Source organism: Streptomyces sp. NPDC032472 (assembly GCF_040636955.1).
Lineage (GTDB): Bacteria > Actinomycetota > Actinomycetes > Streptomycetales > Streptomycetaceae > Streptomyces.
Genome location: NZ_JBEZVK010000001.1, coordinates 218,583 through 235,306 on the forward strand (window position 1 = coordinate 218,583; position 16,724 = coordinate 235,306).

The 16,724-nt window shown below is 73.6% G+C and carries 18 protein-coding genes; 14 read left to right on the forward strand and 4 right to left on the reverse strand.

Annotated elements, in window-relative coordinates:
- Positions 1–15 precede the first annotated feature (15 nt).
- Positions 16–249 (reverse strand): Lrp/AsnC ligand binding domain-containing protein, encoded by a 234-nt coding sequence (locus tag AB0F11_RS00965; protein WP_030162831.1) that lies wholly within the window; start codon positions 247–249, stop codon positions 16–18.
- Positions 250–494: 245 nt separating this feature from the next.
- Here AB0F11_RS00965 and AB0F11_RS00970 point away from each other — a divergent pair, with 245 nt between their 5' ends.
- Positions 495–1,478 carry a thiamine-phosphate kinase gene (locus tag AB0F11_RS00970; protein WP_362166736.1) on the forward strand — a complete coding sequence of 328 codons (984 nt, stop codon included), beginning with the start codon at positions 495–497 and terminating at the stop codon, positions 1,476–1,478.
- Positions 1,475–2,278, forward strand: a complete 804-nt coding sequence (thiD, locus tag AB0F11_RS00975) for a bifunctional hydroxymethylpyrimidine kinase/phosphomethylpyrimidine kinase (protein ID WP_362166738.1) — start codon at positions 1,475–1,477, stop codon at positions 2,276–2,278. The genes AB0F11_RS00970 and thiD overlap by 4 nt, the downstream gene beginning before the upstream one ends.
- A 188-nt stretch (positions 2,279–2,466) precedes the next feature.
- Here thiD and rpmB read toward each other — a convergent pair whose 3' ends face one another.
- On the reverse strand, positions 2,467–2,652 hold the full coding sequence (rpmB, locus tag AB0F11_RS00980) for a 50S ribosomal protein L28 (RefSeq protein WP_064070327.1): 186 nt from the start codon (positions 2,650–2,652) through the stop codon (positions 2,467–2,469).
- 241 nt (positions 2,653–2,893) lie between these two features.
- Between rpmB and AB0F11_RS00985 the strand changes: the two genes are divergently transcribed.
- The 9 genes from AB0F11_RS00985 (at position 2,894) to mutM (ending at position 12,049) form a co-directional block, all read left to right on the forward strand.
- On the forward strand, positions 2,894–4,525 hold the full coding sequence (locus AB0F11_RS00985; RefSeq protein ID WP_362166741.1) for a DAK2 domain-containing protein: 1,632 nt from the start codon (positions 2,894–2,896) through the stop codon (positions 4,523–4,525).
- A 16-nt stretch (positions 4,526–4,541) separates the two neighbouring features.
- Positions 4,542–6,752 carry an ATP-dependent DNA helicase RecG gene (gene recG, locus AB0F11_RS00990; RefSeq protein ID WP_362166743.1) on the forward strand — a complete coding sequence of 737 codons (2,211 nt, stop codon included), beginning with the start codon at positions 4,542–4,544 and terminating at the stop codon, positions 6,750–6,752.
- Positions 6,753–6,939: 187 nt separating this feature from the next.
- A complete protein-coding gene (gene rsmD / locus AB0F11_RS00995; protein ID WP_362166745.1) occupies positions 6,940–7,515 on the forward strand; it encodes a 16S rRNA (guanine(966)-N(2))-methyltransferase RsmD in 576 nt (191 codons plus the stop codon).
- 29 nt (positions 7,516–7,544) lie between these two features.
- On the forward strand, positions 7,545–8,024 hold the full coding sequence (gene coaD, locus AB0F11_RS01000) for a pantetheine-phosphate adenylyltransferase (protein ID WP_362166807.1): 480 nt from the start codon (positions 7,545–7,547) through the stop codon (positions 8,022–8,024).
- Between the two features lie 104 nt (positions 8,025–8,128).
- A complete protein-coding gene (locus AB0F11_RS01005; RefSeq protein ID WP_362166747.1) occupies positions 8,129–9,190 on the forward strand; it encodes an ATP synthase F0 subunit B in 1,062 nt (353 codons plus the stop codon).
- 111 nt (positions 9,191–9,301) lie between these two features.
- The gene (locus AB0F11_RS01010; protein ID WP_362166749.1) at positions 9,302–9,970 is read left to right on the forward strand and encodes a DUF177 domain-containing protein; all 669 of its coding nucleotides are present in this window, start codon (positions 9,302–9,304) and stop codon (positions 9,968–9,970) included.
- A gap of 2 nt (positions 9,971–9,972) precedes the next feature.
- On the forward strand, positions 9,973–10,146 hold the full coding sequence (rpmF, locus tag AB0F11_RS01015; RefSeq protein WP_026165248.1) for a 50S ribosomal protein L32: 174 nt from the start codon (positions 9,973–9,975) through the stop codon (positions 10,144–10,146).
- 19 nt (positions 10,147–10,165) lie between these two features.
- Positions 10,166–10,996 (forward strand): ribonuclease III, encoded by an 831-nt coding sequence (gene rnc, locus AB0F11_RS01020; RefSeq protein ID WP_362166751.1) that lies wholly within the window; start codon positions 10,166–10,168, stop codon positions 10,994–10,996.
- 183 nt (positions 10,997–11,179) lie between these two features.
- Positions 11,180–12,049, forward strand: coding sequence for a bifunctional DNA-formamidopyrimidine glycosylase/DNA-(apurinic or apyrimidinic site) lyase (gene mutM, locus AB0F11_RS01025; RefSeq protein WP_362166753.1), 870 nt, complete (start codon positions 11,180–11,182; stop codon positions 12,047–12,049).
- On the opposite strand, the gene AB0F11_RS01030 is transcribed toward mutM, so the two are convergent.
- On the reverse strand, positions 12,022–12,420 hold the full coding sequence (locus AB0F11_RS01030; protein WP_362166756.1) for a helix-turn-helix domain-containing protein: 399 nt from the start codon (positions 12,418–12,420) through the stop codon (positions 12,022–12,024). The two genes, mutM and AB0F11_RS01030, sit on opposite strands and share 28 nt — an antisense overlap.
- 74 nt (positions 12,421–12,494) lie before the next feature.
- Complete coding sequence (locus AB0F11_RS01035) at positions 12,495–13,391, reverse strand: CAP domain-containing protein (RefSeq protein ID WP_362166758.1); 897 nt, start codon at positions 13,389–13,391, stop codon at positions 12,495–12,497.
- 136 nt (positions 13,392–13,527) lie between these two features.
- Here AB0F11_RS01035 and AB0F11_RS01040 point away from each other — a divergent pair, with 136 nt between their 5' ends.
- The 3 genes from AB0F11_RS01040 to AB0F11_RS01050 form a co-directional block, all read left to right on the forward strand.
- Positions 13,528–13,809 (forward strand): acylphosphatase, encoded by a 282-nt coding sequence (locus tag AB0F11_RS01040; RefSeq protein WP_361905668.1) that lies wholly within the window; start codon positions 13,528–13,530, stop codon positions 13,807–13,809.
- A 349-nt stretch (positions 13,810–14,158) separates the two neighbouring features.
- Positions 14,159–14,374 carry a hypothetical protein gene (locus AB0F11_RS01045; protein WP_361905666.1) on the forward strand — a complete coding sequence of 72 codons (216 nt, stop codon included), beginning with the start codon at positions 14,159–14,161 and terminating at the stop codon, positions 14,372–14,374.
- A 190-nt stretch (positions 14,375–14,564) separates the two neighbouring features.
- The coding region (locus tag AB0F11_RS01050) for an AAA family ATPase (RefSeq protein ID WP_362166761.1) at positions 14,565–16,724 on the forward strand (2,160 nt) is incomplete at its 3' end.

A 16,724-nucleotide genomic window follows, 5' to 3' on the forward strand; every position in this document is an offset into this window, starting at 1 on the left:
AAGAGTAGACGGGGGCTACAGATGGACGACCGGGCAGGTCAGGGTACGGGTGATGCCCTCCACCTGCTGGACCTTGGCGACGACCATGCGGCCGAGCTCGTCCACGGTGTCCGCCTGGGCCCGCACGATCACGTCGTACGGGCCGGTCACGTCTTCCGCCTGGATCACCCCCGGGATCTGGCTGATGGACTCGGCGACGAACGACGCCTTGCCCACCTCGGTCTGGATAAGGATGTACGCCTGTACCACGGAACCTCCAGGGCGGCCACGAGGATCGATTCCCCTAACCTCAGGGTGGGCCCGCGGAGAGCAGGCGGGCCCGGGGAAGAAGGGACGCCACGGTACCGCGTTGCCGTGCACCAGCGGGAGACCCGGGTGTGCGGCGCCACGCACAGCGGGGCGTACGGAGAGCAGAAGTTGACGTATCTGTTGACGGTACCCAGAGCTGTGACGGCTCGCGACCGCAAGCGGACTGGGCAAGAAGGGGCACAGCGATGAAGGGCACTGTGGGCGAGCTGGGGGAGTTCGGGCTCATTCGGGAGCTCACCTCACGGCTCACCACCACCCCGGCGGTCCGGCTCGGACCCGGCGACGACGCCGCAGTGGTGTCCGCCCCCGACCGCAGGGTCGTGGCGAGCACGGACATCCTGCTGGAGGGCCGGCACTTCAGGCGCGACTGGTCCACGGCCTACGACGTCGGCCGCAAGGCCGCCGCGCAGAACCTCGCCGACATCGCCGCCATGGGCGCGGTGCCGACCGCGCTGCTGCTCGGCCTCGTCGTCCCCGCGGAACTGCCGGTGACCTGGCCCACCGAGCTGATGGACGGCATCCGCGACGAGTGCCAGGTCGCCGGCGCCGCCGTGGTCGGCGGCGACGTCGTGCGCGGGGACACCATCACCGTCTCCATCACCGCCCTCGGCGACCTGCGCAACCACGAGCCCGTGCTGCGCTCCGGCGCCCAGCCCGGCGACGTCGTCGCCGTCACCGGCTGGCTGGGCTGGTCCGCGGCCGGCTACGCGGTCCTCTCGCGCGGCTTCCGCTCCCCGCGGGCCTTCGTCGAGGCGCACCGGCGCCCCGAGCCGCCCTACCATGCCGGCCCCGCGGCCGCCGGACTCGGCGCCACCGCCATGACCGACGTCAGCGACGGCCTGATCGCCGACCTCGGGCACATCGCCGAGGCCAGCAAGGTCCGCATCGACCTGCGCTCGGGGGCCGTCGACATCCCGACGCAGATGCACGACATCGGGCAGGCCGTCGGCGTCGACCCCTTGCAGTGGGTGCTCACCGGAGGGGAAGATCACGCCATCGTGGCCACCTTCCCGCCCGACGTGAAGCTGCCCGCCCGCTGGAAGGTCATCGGGGAGGTCCTGAACCGGTCCGCGCTGCCCCAAGTGACCGTGGACGGCGCGCCCTGGACCAGCACGGGCGGCTGGGACCACTTCGGTTCCGACCCGGCTCCGGAGGAGACCCCGAGATGAGCGACGCGCCGCCGCTGTGCCTGACCGTGGCCGGATCGGACTCCGGCGGCGGCGCCGGCATCCAGGCCGACCTCAAGACCATGCTGGCGCTCGGCGTGCACGGGATGAGCGTGGTCACCGCCGTGACCGCGCAGAACTCCCTCGGCGTCCACGGGGTCTGGGAACTGCCCGCCGAGGCCGTGACGGCCCAGTACCGGGCGGTGACCGAGGACATCGGCGTCCAGGCGGTCAAGACCGGCATGCTGGCCTCCGCGGCCCTCGTGGAGACGGTCGCCGGGCTGCTCGCCGCCACCGAAGCCCCGGCCGTCGTCGATCCGGTCGGGGTCTCCAAGCACGGGGACGCGCTGCTCGCCGCCTCGGCGCTGGAGGCCGTACGCAAGGAGCTGCTGCCGCGGGCCACCGTGGCCACCCCCAACCTGGACGAGGTGACGCAGCTCACGGGCGTGGTGGTGGAGGGCGAGGACGACATGCGCCGGGCCGCCGACGCCGTCCTCGCCTTCGGGCCCGAGTGGGCGCTGATCAAGGGCGGGCACCTGGCCGCCCACGGGGACGAGGCCGCCGACCTGCTGACCGACGGCGACACCCTGCTGTGGCTGCGGGCGCCCCGGCACGACAACCGGCACACCCACGGCACCGGCTGCACCCTCGCCAGCGCGATCGCGGCCGGCCTCGCCAAGGGGCAGGACGTGCCGCAGGCCGTCATGGAGGCCAAGGAGTACGTGACCGGCGCGATCGCGGCCGGCTTCGCGCTCGGCGTCGGCATCGGCCCGGTCCACCACGCCTGGCAGTGGCACCGCTGACACGCATCACACGGCCGCGGCCCGACCGCGGGACCGTACGACAGGAGGGCCGCCGCCTCGCGTTCATCACGTGAGGCGGCGGCCCTCCTGCCGTACCCGGGCGTCCGGGCAAGGCAAAAGGCCGGTCCACCGAGGTGGACCGGCCTTCTTGGCAACCGGGAAGGGCTGCGCTACGACGACGGGACGCGTCAGCGCGAGACCTTGCCGGCCTTGATGCACGAGGTGCAGGCGTTGAGGCGCTTCGGCGTCCCACTGACCACGGCACGCACGCGCTGGATGTTCGGGTTCCAGCGACGGGACGTACGGCGGTGCGAGTGCGAGATGTTGTTGCCGAAGCCCGGCCCCTTGCCGCAAACGTCGCAGTTGGCAGCCACAGGTCACTCCAAAGACTTCAGATGCACTTACAGTGAAATCCGGCGCACCGGATCAGAGATCTGAAGTGGTTTGCCGGGGGAACAGCCCGACTCTCATCGGGCAACCGGAGCAGCATACAACGGCTGCTCCCGTCCAAGAAAACTACCACGGCTGCCGCCCGGCCCGCCCCGCGGGCCCGACGCCCCGGCAGTCCTTCGTTACCCTGCGGTGAACCCTGGCCCGCACAAGGAGGAACGCCCGGTGCCGCACGAGCCGCAGCCGCAGCCCGCCGACGAGCTCGACGCCGAAGCGGTGCGCACCTGGAGCTCGCTGGCCCTGGCCGCACTGGGCCGGGCCCGCGAGGACATCGACGCGATCAACGTCTACCCCGTCGCGGACGCGGACACCGGCACCAACCTCTACCTCACCGCCGAGTCGGCGGACCGCGCCTTGGACGCCGCCGGCGCCGCCTCCCTGGCCCAGGCGGTGCGGGCCTGGGCGCACGGCGCGCTCATAGGCGCCCGCGGGAACTCCGGGACGATCCTGGCCCAGCTGCTGCGCGGCGTCGCCGACGTCCTCGGCGACGACCCCGGCGGGCGCGGCCCGGGCCCGCTGCTCGCCCAGGCCCTCACCCGGGCCGCCCAGGAGGCCTACGAGGCCGTCGCGCACCCCGTCGAGGGCACCATGCTCACCGTCGCCGCCGCCGCGGCGCAGGCCGCACAGGCCGCCGAGTCCGCCGCCGGGACCGCCGCGGACGTCGCCCGGGCCGCGTACGACGGCGCCCGCGCCGCCCTCGCCGCCACCCCCGGGCAGCTCGCCGAGCTGGGCCGGGCCGGGGTCGTCGACGCCGGGGGCTGCGGGCTGGTCGCCGTCCTCGGGGCGCTGTGGCAGACCCTGTCCGGGCAGGAGCCCGCCGCGGAGGCGGTCCGGGGCCGGGCCGTGCCCGTACCGCAGCCCGCACAGCCCTGCGCCGCCGAGGAGCAGGCCGGACCCGCGTACGAGGTCGTCTACCTGCTGGAGGCCGGCGAACCGGCCGTGGCCCGGCTGCGCGAGCGCCTCGACGGGCTCGGGGACTCCCTGGTCGTCGTCGGCGGCGACGGGCTGTGGAACGTCCACGTCCACGTCGACGACCCCGGCGCCGCCGTCGAGGCCGGCGTCGTCGCCGGCCGGCCCCACCGCATCCGCATCACGCACTTCGGCGACGAGCGCCGCCGCGCCCGGGGCGAGCGCGTCCAGCGGGCCGTGGTCGCCGTGGTCCCGGGCGAGGGGCTGGCCGCCCTGTGCGCGGAGGCGGGCGCCACCACCGTCCTCGCCCGCCCCGGCCAGGCGCCCGACGCCGACGGGCTCCTCGACGCCGTCCGGCGCGCCCACGCCCGCGAGGTGGTGCTGCTGCCCGGCGGCCCCGACGAGCGGGCCGCCGCGGCCGCCGCGGCCGAACGGGCCCGCGCCGACGGGGTCCGGGTCGCGGTCATCCCCACCCGCTCCGCGGTCCAGGGACTGGCCGCCCTCGCCGTCCACGACCCGGAGGGCACCTTCGACGAGGACGTCGTCGCCATGACCGCCGCGGCCGGCGCCACCCGCTACGCGGAACTCGCCGTCGCCGAACGGCAGTCGTTCACCTCCGCAGGCATCTGCCAGGCCGGCGACGTGCTCGGCCTCATCGACGGCGACGTCGCAGTGATCGGCCGCGACCTCGCCGGGACCGCCGAGGCCGTCCTGGAACGGATGCTGGGCTCCGGCGGCGAACTGGTCACCCTGGTCCTCGGTCCCGAGGTGCCCGACGCGCTCCCCGGACGCCTGGAGGCGTACGTCCAGCACGGGCACCTGGCCGTGGACACCGTCACCTACCGGGGCGGGCGCTACTGCGCGCCCCTGCTCATCGGGGTCGAATAGCCGCCTTGTCGGCGCGATGGTGTGCAATGAACACGTGCCCGCGCTCGACGAAGACCTCAAGAAGACGCTCGGCCCCGCCACCGCGAAGGTGCTGGCCGAGCAGCTCGGCCTGCACACGGTCGGCGACCTGCTGCACCACTACCCTCGCCGGTACGCCGAGCGCGGCGAGCTGACCTCGCTCGCCGACCTGGGCGACCAGCTCGACGAGCACGTGACGGTGGTCGCCCAGGTCGCCGACGCCCGCGTGCACACCTTCAACGGAGGGCGGGGCAGACGCCTGGAGGTGACCATCACGGACGGGTACGGCCGCCTCCAGCTGGTCTTCTTCGGCTCCGGCGTGCACAAGCCGCACAAGGACCTGCTGCCGGGCAGCCGGGCGATGTTCGCCGGCAAGGTCGGGAGGTTCAACCACCGCCTCCAGCTCTCGCACCCCGCGTACGAACTGCTGGGCGCCGACGCCGGAGCCTCGGCGGTCGACGCCTTCGCCAACCAGCTCATCCCGATCTACCCGGCCTGCGCCAAACTGGAGAGCTGGAAGATCGCCAAGGCCGTGGACGCGGTACTGCCCAGCGCGCAGGAGGCCGCGGACCCGCTGCCGCCCGCGCTGCGCGAGGGCCGCGGGCTGCTCACCCTCCCCGAAGCCCTCCTGAAGGTCCACCGCCCGCGCACCAAGGCCGATGTCGCGCAGGCCCGCGACCGGCTCAAGTGGGACGAGGCCTTCGTCCTGCAGGTGGCCCTGGCCCGCCGCCGGCACGCCGACGCCCAACTTCCCGCCGTCCCGCGCCGCCCCGCCCCCGGCGGCCTGCTCGACGCCTTCGACGCCAAGCTCCCCTTCACCCTCACCGACGGCCAGCAGACCGTCTCCCGCGAGATCTTCGACGACCTCGCCACCGCACACCCCATGCACCGCCTCCTCCAGGGGGAGGTCGGCTCGGGCAAGACGATGGTCGCGCTGCGCGCGATGCTCGCCGTGGTGGACTCCGGCGGGCAGGCCGCGATGCTCGCGCCCACCGAGGTGCTCGCGCAGCAGCACCACCGGTCCGTCACCGAGATGATGGGCGAGCTCGCCGAGGGCGGGATGCTGGGCGGGGCCGAGCGGGCCACCAAGGTCGTGCTGCTCACCGGGTCCATGGGGACGGCCGCCCGCCGACAGGCCCTGCTCGACCTGGTCACCGGCGAGGCCGGCATCGTGATCGGCACCCACGCGCTGATCGAGGACAAGGTGCAGTTCCACGACCTCGGCCTGGTCGTCGTCGACGAGCAGCACCGCTTCGGCGTGGAGCAGCGCGACGCCCTGCGCTCCAAGGGCAAGCAGCCGCCGCACCTGCTGGTGATGACCGCGACCCCGATCCCGCGCACCGTCGCGATGACCGTCTTCGGGGACCTGGAGACCTCCGTCCTCGACCAGCTGCCCGCCGGGCGCTCCCCGATCGCCACCCACGTGGTGCCCGCGAAGGACAAGCCGCACTTCCTCACCCGCGCCTGGGAGCGGGTCCGCGAGGAGGTGGACAAGGGCCACCAGGCGTACGTGGTCTGCCCCCGCATCGGCGACGAGGAGGACGAGAAGAAGGCCGCCAAGGCGGCGAAGTCCGCCGAGGACGAGGCCGAGAAGCGGCCCCCGCTCGCCGTACTGGAGACCGCCGAGAAGCTGCGCACCGGTCCGCTGGCCGGGCTCGCCGTGGAGGTGCTGCACGGCAGGATGGACCCGGCCGACAAGGACGACGTCATGCGGCGGTTCGCCGCCGGGGAGGTCAAGGTGCTGGTCGCCACCACGGTCATCGAGGTCGGTGTGAACGTGCCGAACTCCACCGTCATGGTGATCATGGACGCGGACCGGTTCGGCGTCTCCCAGCTCCACCAGCTGCGCGGCCGCGTCGGCCGCGGCTCCGCCCCGGGCCTGTGCCTGCTGGTCAGCGAGATGCCCGAGGCCAGCCCGGCCCGAGCCCGGCTGGCCGCAGTGGCCGCGACCCTCGACGGGTTCGAGCTGTCCCGGATCGACCTGGAGCAGCGCCGCGAGGGCGACGTGCTCGGCCAGGCCCAGTCCGGTGTCCGCTCGTCCCTGCGCATGCTGGCCGTCATCGAGGACGAGGAGATCATCGCCCAGGCGCGCGAGGAGGCCGCCCGGACCGTGGCCGCCGACCCCGAGCTGGAGCACCTGCCCGCCCTGCGCACGGCCCTCGACGCCCTGCTGGACGAAGAGCGCGAGCAGTACCTGGAGAAGGGCTGAGCACCGGCCGGGAGGGGCCCGGCAGGATCCGGAAGAGACGCCGGGGCCGGGCGGCACCGGCCGGCGCCCTGGACCTATCGTGGAACCCCGCGGCGGCCGGCGGTGCCCGGCAGCCGCCGCAGGGCCCGCGGCACCCGGCCGCGGACCCGCCGCCCCACCACCCGACCGCCGTACCGAAGGACCCCAGATGACCCGCGTGATCGCCGGCAGCGCCGGCGGGCGACGGCTGGCCGTGCCCCCGGGCACCGGCACCCGGCCGACCTCCGACCGGATGCGCGAAGGCCTCTTCTCCACCTGGGAGTCGCTGCACGGCGTCGAGGGGGCCCGGGTGCTCGACCTCTACGCCGGCTCCGGCGCCGTGGGCCTGGAGGCACTCTCGCGCGGCGCGGCGCACGCGCTGCTGGTGGAGGCCGAGGCAAAGGCCGCCAGGGCGATCCGGGACAACATCAGGACGCTCGGCCTGCCCGGAGCAGAGTTCCGCGCGGGCAAGGCCGAGCAGGTCGTGGCGGTGCCCGCGGGGGAGCCGTACGACGTGGTCTTCCTGGACCCGCCGTACGCCGTCAGCCACGGCGATCTTGGCGAGATCCTCCTCACACTCCGCGCCAATGGCTGGCTCACCGACGATGCGCTCGTCACCGTGGAGCGCGGCACGAGGAGCGGAGCCTTCCCGTGGCCGGAGGGGTTCGAGCCGCTGCGCTCGCGCAAGTACGGCGAAGGCACCCTTTGGTACGGTCGCGCCGCCTTCACCAGCGAAGATTCATGATGACCGCTCCGGAGAGCAAGGGGACCAAGTTGCGCCGCGCCGTCTGTCCGGGGTCCTTCGACCCCATCCACAACGGACACCTCGACATCATCGGACGCGCCTCCAGGCTCTACGACGTCGTGCACGTCGCCGTGATGATCAACAAGTCGAAGCAGGGCCTGTTCACCGTCGAGGAGCGGGTCGAACTGATCCGCGAGGCGACTGCCGACTACGGCAACATCCAGGTCGAGTCCTTCCACGGCCTGCTCGTCGACTTCTGCAAGCAGCGGGACATCCCGGCCATCGTCAAGGGCCTCCGCGCGGTCAGCGACTTCGACTACGAGCTGCAGATGGCCCAGATGAACCTGGGCCTGTCGGGCGTCGAGACGCTCTTCGTCCCCACGATCCCCACCTACAGCTTCCTGTCCTCCTCGCTGGTCAAGGAGGTCGCGACCTGGGGCGGCGACGTCGCCCACCTGCTGCCGGCGCACGTCCACGCGGCGCTCCTGGAGCGGCTGCGCAACCGCTGACCGGTTGACTGGGCGTCAGGCGGTGTCGGGGGCCCGCCGGGTGGCCTTACAGTCGTCCCGTCCGTCTCAGGAACCGCCCCGAGGCCGAGAGAGTGCGAGCCCCCATGGACGTGCAGAAGAAGCTCGACGAGATCGTCGCGGCCGTCGGCGGCGCCCGGTCCATGCCCATGTCGGCCTCCTGCGTCATCAACCGCGCCGAGCTGCTCGCGCAGCTCGAGGAGGTGCGCCAGGCCCTGCCCGGCTCCCTCGCCCAGGCGCAGGAGCTCATCGGCGGCCGCGACCGGATGGTCGAGGAGGCGCGCCGGGAGGCGGAGCGGATCATCGAGTCGGCCCACGCCCAGCGCGGCTCGCTGATCTCCGACACGGAGGTAGCGCGCCGCTCGCAGGGCGAGGCCGACCGGATCCTGGCGGAGGCCCGCAGGGAGGCCGAGGAGATCCGCGCCCAGGCCGACGACTACGTCGACAGCAAGCTCGCCAACTTCGAGGTCGTCCTGACCAAGACCATCGGCTCGGTGGACCGCGGCCGCGAGAAGCTGCTGGGCCGCGGGCCGGGCCTGGACGAGCACGGCTACCCGGACGCGGATGCGCCCGAGCGCAGCAGCGACCCCGAGACGCAGCGCCGGCAGGCGGACGCGTACGTGGACACCAAGCTGGCCACCTTCGAGGCGGTGCTCTCCAAGACCCTGGAGGCGGTCGGCCGCGGCCGGCAGAAGCTGCTGGGGCGGGTGCCCACCGACGACCTCGGCGCGCACATCGCGGCGCAGGACGCGGCGGGGGCGGCGCAGTCCCGCTCGGCGAGCGACGCGGACTTCCTGGCGGGCCTGGCCGAGCCGGCGGAGCCCCCGGCGCCGGCCGCGCCCGTGATCCCGCAGCAGGCCCGGCCGGAGCCCGTGTACGACGCGTACGGCTATCCGCAGCCCGCCGCCCACGACGGCTACCCGTACCAGGACGCGTACGGCTACCAGCAGCCGGTCCAGCAGGCCGCCCAGCAGCCGGACCCGTACGGGGCGGGCTACGGGCAGCAGCCGGACCCGTACGCCGCCTACGGGCAGCAGGGGGCGCCCCAGTCGGCCCCGCAGCAGCAGCCCGCGCTCGACGAGACCAGCTTCTTCGACACGAGCATGATCAACCTGGACCAGCTGCGCCAGTACGAACAGGGCCGCTGATCCCGGATTGGGCTCAGAGCGAAGCGCCGGGTATCCTGGCTGTTCGGTCGCGCGTATGCGCCGCGATCCGTGCTGCCCTTGAGCGGCAGAATTCTCGATCTTCAGCGATCTGTGAAAGCAGGAACGGCCCTGAACACCCGCCTCGACCACCGCAACCCCCTCGTGTTCGACACGCACGAGCTGGGCCGGCGTCCTGGTGCCATGCAGCGGCTGTCCCGCGAGATCGCGGCACCGGCGGACCTCGGTCTCGCCGACGTCATCGGGGTGCCGGAGGGCGCCCCGCTGAAGCTCGAGCTCCGCCTGGAGTCGGTCATGGAAGGGGTGCTTGTCACAGGCACCGTCCGTGCATCGGCCGAGGGGGAGTGCGTAAGGTGTCTGGAGGCCGTCGGGCGCGAGCTCACGGCGGACTTCCAGGAGATGTACTCGTACCCTGACGCCGACGACCGGGGCCGCCCCAAGGCGGAGCCGGCCGACGACGCCGAGGACGACGAGGACACGCTCTACCTCGAGGACGGCCTGTTCGACCTCGAACCCGTGCTGCGGGACGCGGTGGTGCTCGCACTGCCGCTGCAGCCGGTGTGCCGGGAGGACTGTCTCGGACTGTGCCCCGACTGCGGGATCAGCCTGAACGAGGACCCGGAGCACCACCACGACGCCGTCGACATCCGTTGGGCGGCTTTGCAGGAACTCGTCGTGACCGATCAGGACGGCGAGAAGGACAACATGAGCGGCACTGCATCTGACGACGTTCAGAGCGCCGCCGAGAAGCAGGAGAAGTAGCCGTGGCTGTTCCGAAGCGGAAGATGTCGCGCAGCAACACGCGCCACCGCCGGTCGCAGTGGAAGGCTGCGGTCCCCACCCTGGTTTCGTGTGAGCGTTGCCAGGAGCCGAAGCAGCAGCACATCGCGTGCCCGAGCTGCGGCACCTACAACAAGCGCCAGGTCCTCGAGGTCTGAGCGGCTGGTGAGAGGCGCAATGTCTGAGCTGTCCAACGCTGAGAAGCAGGCAGACAGTAACAACGCGGCCTCGTCCCACACGCTTCTGGAAGGGCGGCTCGGGTATCAACTCGAGTCCGCCCTTCTGGTGCGTGCGCTGACCCACCGCTCGTACGCGTACGAGAACGGCGGCCTGCCCACCAACGAGCGCCTGGAGTTCCTCGGGGACTCCGTGCTCGGCCTGGTGGTCACGGACACGCTGTACACGACCCACCCCGACCTGCCCGAGGGCCAGCTGGCCAAACTCCGGGCCGCGGTGGTCAACTCGCGCGCACTGGCGGAGGTGGGGCGCGGCCTCGACCTCGGCTCCTTCATCCGGCTCGGCCGGGGCGAAGAGGGCACGGGCGGCCGGGACAAGGCCTCCATCCTCGCCGACACCCTCGAAGCGGTGATCGGCGCGGTCTACCTCGACAAGGGCCTCGAAGCGGCCTCCGAGCTGGTGCACCGGCTCTTCGACCCGCTCATCGAGAAGTCCTCGAACCTCGGGGCCGGCCTGGACTGGAAGACCAGCCTCCAGGAGCTCACGGCGGCCGAGGGCCTCGGCGTACCGGAATACCTGGTCACCGAGACGGGCCCGGACCACGAGAAGACCTTCACCGCTGCCGCCCGCGTCGGTGGTGTCTCGTACGGCACCGGCACCGGCCGCAGCAAGAAGGAAGCGGAACAGCAGGCGGCGGAGTCCGCGTGGCGCGGGATCCGCGCCGCCGCGGACGAGCGGAAGGCCGCGGAAGCGGCGTCCGCCGGCGGGGCACCGGCCCCGGCCGCGGACGGCGGGGCGCCGGCCTCCGCCGATCCGGCTCCGAAGGCCTGACCCGACGCTTCCTTCCTCCGGGTACCACCCGCCCGCTCCTGCCACCGGCAGGGGCGGGCGGCCCCGTTTCCGGGCGGGGCCCCTGCCGCGCCGGGCCGCCGGGTAGGCTCGCGGCAGAGGCGGACGCCCGCCGTCCCCGGACGCCGCGTCCCGCGCCGTCCGCACCCCCTGTCGGAGGACACCGTGCCCGAGCTGCCCGAAGTCGAAGTGGTGCGCCGCGGCTTGGAGCGCTGGGTGGCCGGGCGGACGGTCGACTCCGTCGAGGTGCTGCACCCGCGCGCCGTACGCCGCCACCCCGCGGGCGGGGCCGACTTCGCGGCGCGGCTGGCCGGGCAGACCATCGGCGTCCCGCGGCGGCGCGGAAAGTACCTGTGGCTGCCCCTGGAGGGGCGGGAGCTGTCCGTCCTCGGCCACCTCGGCATGAGCGGCCAGCTGCTGGTCCAGCCCGAGGACGCCCCCGACGAGAAGCACCTGCGCATCCGCGTCCGGTTCAAGGACGGCGCCGGCACCGAGCTCCGCTTCGTCGACCAGCGCACCTTCGGCGGGCTCTCACTCCACGAGGCCGCCGCCGACAGCGAGGACGGGCTGCCCGACGTCATCGCGCACATCGCGCGCGACCCGCTGGACCCCCTCTTCGACGAGGCCGTGTACCACCTCGCGCTGCGCGCCAAGCGGACCACCGTCAAGCGGGCGCTGCTGGACCAGTCCCTGATCAGCGGCGTCGGCAACATCTACGCCGACGAGGCGCTGTGGCGGGCCCGGCTGCACTACGAGCGCCCCACCGCCGGCATCGGCCGCCCCAAGAGCACCGAACTCCTCGGCCATGTCAGGGACGTGATGAACGCCGCCCTCGCGGTCGGCGGCACCAGCTTCGACAGCCTCTACGTCAACGTCAACGGCGAGTCCGGCTACTTCGACCGCTCGCTCGACGCCTACGGGCGCGAGGACGAGCCCTGCCGGCGCTGCGGCACCCCGATGCGGCGCCGCCCGTGGATGAACCGCTCCAGCTACTTCTGCCCGCGCTGTCAGCGGCCGCCGCGCGCGGCGTCGTAGGACTCCCGGGCGGAGAGCACCTGCGGCATGCTGCCCTCCAGGAAGTGGATGAGGGAGAGCAACCGGTCGGCGACCTCGATGCCGAGCGGGGTCAGCTCGTAGTCGACGCGCGGGGGGTTCGTCGGCTGCGCCTCGCGGTGGACGATGCCGTCCCGCTCCAGGGCGTGCAGGGTCTGCGAGAGCATCTTCTCGCTGACGCCCTCCACCTTGCGGCGCAGCTCGTTGAAGCGGCAGGAGCCGTCGCGCAGCGCCCCGACCGTGAGGCTGCCCCAGCGGCCGGTGACGTGCTCCAGCGTCGCCCGCGAGGGGCAGGCGCGCGCGAAGGCGTCGAACGGCAGGTCCGACGGGGCCGGTTCCGGAGTGGTCTCCATGCGGCCAGCTTAACGCCGGACAGCGCTTTCCAACAGGTTGCGCTTTCGCATTGAAAGCTTGAAAGCCCGTCGGATCAGAAGCCGAAGTCCTGCGTCCACCAGGGGCCGCCGGCAGCGGCGTACATGCCGACGCCCAGGGTGCGGAACTCGCAGTTGAGGATGTTCGCCTTGTGGCCGGGGCTGTTCATCCAGGCCTTCATGACCGACTCGGCATCGCCCTGGCCGCGGGCGATGTTCTCGCCGCCGAGCCCGGCGAGGCCCGCCTTCGTGGCCCGGTCCCACGGCGTGTTGCCGTCGGGGTCGGTGTGGTCGAAGAAGCCGCGGACGGCCATGTCCTTGCTGAAGGCCGCGGCCAGCGCCGCGAGCGGCGGGTTGGCGCGCACCGGACCGCAGCCGGCCTGGGCCCGCTCCTGGTTGACCAGGGCCAGTACGGCGGCCTCCTCGGCCGAGTGGCCGCCGGTGGCGGTCGGCGCCGCGGGCTTGGGGGCGGCCGGCTTCGGGGCGGCCGGCTTCGGGGCAGCCGGCTTGGCAGCAGCCGGCTTCGGGGCGGCCGGCTTCGGGGCGGCGGCCTCCGGCTTCTCCGGCGCCGGGGCGGAGGCCGCCGGAGTGGGGGAGGCCGAGGGGCTCGGCGTGGCCGTCGGGGTGGGCGAGGCCGAGGGGGAAGGGGAGGGGTCGGTGGCGGGGCCCGCGGAGGCGCGGCCCGACAGGTTGGCCAGGCCGCCCGGCGGGTTCTGGGTGACGGGCTCGGGGCGCGGGGTGGTCTTCGCCGCGGCCTGCGGCTCGGCCTTGGCCGCCGAGTCGGCGGCGGTGACGCCGACGTACGGGAACGAGCTCCCGACCGGCACCATGCCGGTGGTGACGGCCGCCGTGCCGAGGACCACGGCCACGCAGGCGCCCACCAGGCCGGTGCGCACGGCGGTGCGGCGCTTGTCCCCGCGGCGCGGCGCGGCCTGGAGTCGGTGGCGTCCCATCGGCGCGGACCTTCCTGACGAGCTCAAGATCATCCTTAACCCACCCAAATGGGTGAGTTCATTGGTCCGCGACTGTACGCCATGGGGCCCCGGGGGCGGTGCGCCGTCCAGCGGGCCCGCCGGTTAGCGTGCACGCATGGATGACGATGTCCGCCTGACCGCCTGGGTGCGCGGCCGTGTACAGCGCGTGGGCTTCCGCTGGTTCACCAGGGCCAATGCCCTCGAGATCGGCGGGCTCCTCGGCTTCGCACTCAACCTCGACGACGGGCGAGTACAGGTGGTGGCCGAGGGTCAACGTGAGAATTGCCACCGGCTGCTCGACTGGCTGCGCTCCGACGACACGCCCGGGAGGGTCGACGGAGTGACAGAAATCTGGGGGACACCGCGCGGTGGCTACGACGACTTCGCGATCCGCTGACCGATCGGCTGATCATGTACTGATCACACCTGCCGAGGGGGTGCACGGCACCGGAACTGCACGTTCGCCCGCTGCACGTTGCCGCGCGCGGTCATCCGTGGAAGGCTCGGAAGCGAGGACGATCTCCACGTCCCGAGCCAGAGCCGAGCGGCCCGCCGATACGGGGCGTGATCGTGTTGACCGTCAAACTTTTTGGTGAGACGCTGGAAGCCCCGCGCACCCGAGCTGTTTGGCAGTGCTGGCAGAGTTAAGCGCAGTGACTGACAGTCGCTGCCGGACATCCGCGGGTGCGATTCCCTCACGACCCACACCGCTTCGGTCGGTCACTCAGTGTGGAGGACCATCCATCATGGCAAAGGCGCTTCTCGGTTACGTCGGCGGCTCCGACCCGCGACTCCTCGCCGAGATGCGACGGCTTCAGCAGCGCGTCCAGGACCTCGAGTCCGAGCTCGTACGGATTCAGTCCGAGAACGACGCGCTGAACGCGGCCGCCGCTCAGCACGGAGAGACGCTGCTGGACCGCATCGACATCGACGTACCCCAGGCGGAGCCTGCGCTCACCTGATCCGCTGATCCGCGCTACTCGTCGTTCGATCTCAGCCCGCACGATCTGCAAGGGACGCCCCGGCGTCCCTTCTTTCTTGCTCTTTCCTGCGCCGCCGCGTTCCACCAGGTGAGGGGCTGATTCCCTTGACGTCAGTTGTGCCCTGCACCTTCATGGGTGAAACCGACCGCGAAAGGTAGAGTCCGGCGGCGTGCACCTCAAGTCCCTGACCCTGCGCGGCTTCAAATCCTTCGCCTCGGCCACCACCCTGCGCTTCGAGCCCGGCATCACGTGTGTCGTGGGCCCGAACGGCTCGGGCAAGTCCAACGTGGTCGACGCGCTGTCCTGGGTCATGGGCGAGCAGGGGGCCAAGTCGCTGCGCGGCGGGAAGATGGAGGACGTCATCTTCGCCGGGACGACCGGGCGCCCGCCGCTCGGCCGGGCCGAGGTGTCGCTGACCATCGACAACTCCGACGGCGCCCTGCCGATCGAGTACGCCGAGGTCACCATCACCCGGATCATGTTCCGTGGCGGCAGCAGCGAGTACCAGATCAACGGCGACACCTGCCGGCTGCTCGACATCCAGGAGCTGCTGTCCGACTCCGGCATCGGCCGCGAGATGCATGTCATCGTCGGGCAGGGCCAGCTCGACTCCGTCCTGCACGCCGACCCGATGGGCCGCCGCGCCTTCATCGAGGAGGCCGCCGGCGTACTGAAGCACCGCAAGCGCAAGGAGAAGGCGCTGCGGAAGCTCGACGCGATGCAGGCCAATCTGGCGCGCGTACAAGACCTCAACGACGAGCTGCGGCGGCAGCTCAAGCCGCTCGGGCGGCAGGCCGCGGTGGCCCGGCGCGCCGCCGTGATCCAGGCCGACCTGCGCGACGCGCGGCTGCGGCTGCTCGCCGACGACCTGGTCGCGCTGCGGGGCGCGCTGGCGGCGGAGAGCGCCGACGAGGCGGCGCTGAAGGGGCGCAAGGAGGCAGCCGAGGCCCAGCTCGCCGAGGCGCTGCGGCGCGAGGCGGAGCTTGAGGAAACGGTGCGGCAGCTGGCACCCCGTCTCCAGCGGGCGCAGCAGACCTGGTACGAGCTGTCGCAGCTGGCCGAACGGGTACGCGGTACGGCGTCGCTGGCCGAGGCGCGGGTGAAGTCGGCCTCGGCCCCGGTGGAGGAGGAGCGGCGGGGCCGCGACCCGGAGGACATGGAGCGCGAGGCGGCGCGGATCCGCGAGCAGGAGGCGGAGCTCGCGGCCGCGCTGGAGGCCGCCTCCCGCGCGCTGGAGGACACCGTCGAGCACCGCGCCGAGCTGGAGCGGTCCCTGGCCGAGGAGGAGCGGCGGCTGCGGGACGCCGCGCGGGCCGTCGCCGACCGGCGCGAGGCCCTGGCCCGGCTGACCGGGCGGCTCGGCGCGGCCCGGTCCCGCGCGGGCGCCGCCCAGGCGGAGATCGACCGGCTGGTGGCCGCCCGGGACGAGGCGGCGCTGCGCGCCGAGGCCGCCCAGGCCGAGTACGAGGCCCTGGCCGAGGAGGTCGGCGGGCTCGACGAGCCGTCGTCGGCGGACGCGGAGTACGAGGCGGCGCGGGCCGAGCTGGCGGCGGCGGAGGCGGCCCTCGCGGCGGCGCGGGACGCGGCCACCGCCGCCGAGCGCTCGCGGGCCGCGGTGGCGGCCCGGCGCGATGCGCTCGCGCTCGGCCTGCGGCGCAAGGACGGCACAGGAGCGCTGCTCGCGGCGAAGGAGAAGCTGGCCGGCCTGCTGGGCCCGGCCGCGGAACGGCTCACGGTGGCCCCGGGCCACGAGGCCGCCGTGGCGGCCGCCCTCGGCACCGCCGCCGACGCCCTGGCCGTGACCTCCCCGCCGGCCGCCGCCGAGGCCCTGCGCCACCTGCGCACCACGGACACCGGCCGAGCCACCCTCCTGATCACCCCGTCCCCGCTCCCCGGCCAGGCCCCACCCGGCGCCGGTCCGGCCTCGACCACCCGGCCGCACCCCACCCTGCCCGGCCAGACCTTGCCCGGCGAGGCCGCGTCCGGCGGCGCGCCGCCGCGGGCGGGCGCCGCCCTCGGCCCCACCGACGGTCCGGCCCCTGCCGGGGGGCCGATCCCGGGCCCGACCCCGGTCGGGGACCGCGCGGCCGCCCCGGCAGCGTGGCCGACCGCCCCGGCTGTCGTTTCCGCCGCGGTCGGCGCTGTCGGCGGGGACCCGTCGGACGCCGGGCCCACCCCGTCGACGGTGGTTGCCGACCCGGCCGGGGGCGGGGCGACGCTGCCGGAGGGCGGGGCCGCCCCCCGGGGGGGGGCGGGGGCGGGCCCCCCGGGGGGGCCGGGGGGGAGGCGGGGGGCGGGGGGGGGGGTGAGGGGGGGGGGGGGGGGCGCC

Coding starts and splice junctions, on each gene's coding strand:
- AB0F11_RS00970 (WP_362166736.1), top strand. CDS start 495: ATGAAGGGCACTGTGGGCGAGCTGGGGGAGTTCGGGCTCATTCGGGAG.
- thiD (WP_362166738.1), top strand. CDS start 1,475: ATGAGCGACGCGCCGCCGCTGTGCCTGACCGTGGCCGGATCGGACTCC.
- recG (WP_362166743.1), top strand. CDS start 4,542: ATGGTGTGCAATGAACACGTGCCCGCGCTCGACGAAGACCTCAAGAAG.
- rsmD (WP_362166745.1), top strand. CDS start 6,940: ATGACCCGCGTGATCGCCGGCAGCGCCGGCGGGCGACGGCTGGCCGTG.
- AB0F11_RS01005 (WP_362166747.1), top strand. CDS start 8,129: ATGGACGTGCAGAAGAAGCTCGACGAGATCGTCGCGGCCGTCGGCGGC.
- rnc (WP_362166751.1), top strand. CDS start 10,166: ATGTCTGAGCTGTCCAACGCTGAGAAGCAGGCAGACAGTAACAACGCG.
- AB0F11_RS01030 (WP_362166756.1), bottom strand. CDS start 12,420: ATGGAGACCACTCCGGAACCGGCCCCGTCGGACCTGCCGTTCGACGCC.
- AB0F11_RS01035 (WP_362166758.1), bottom strand. CDS start 13,391: ATGGGACGCCACCGACTCCAGGCCGCGCCGCGCCGCGGGGACAAGCGC.
- AB0F11_RS01040 (WP_361905668.1), top strand. CDS start 13,528: ATGGATGACGATGTCCGCCTGACCGCCTGGGTGCGCGGCCGTGTACAG.
- AB0F11_RS01045 (WP_361905666.1), top strand. CDS start 14,159: ATGGCAAAGGCGCTTCTCGGTTACGTCGGCGGCTCCGACCCGCGACTC.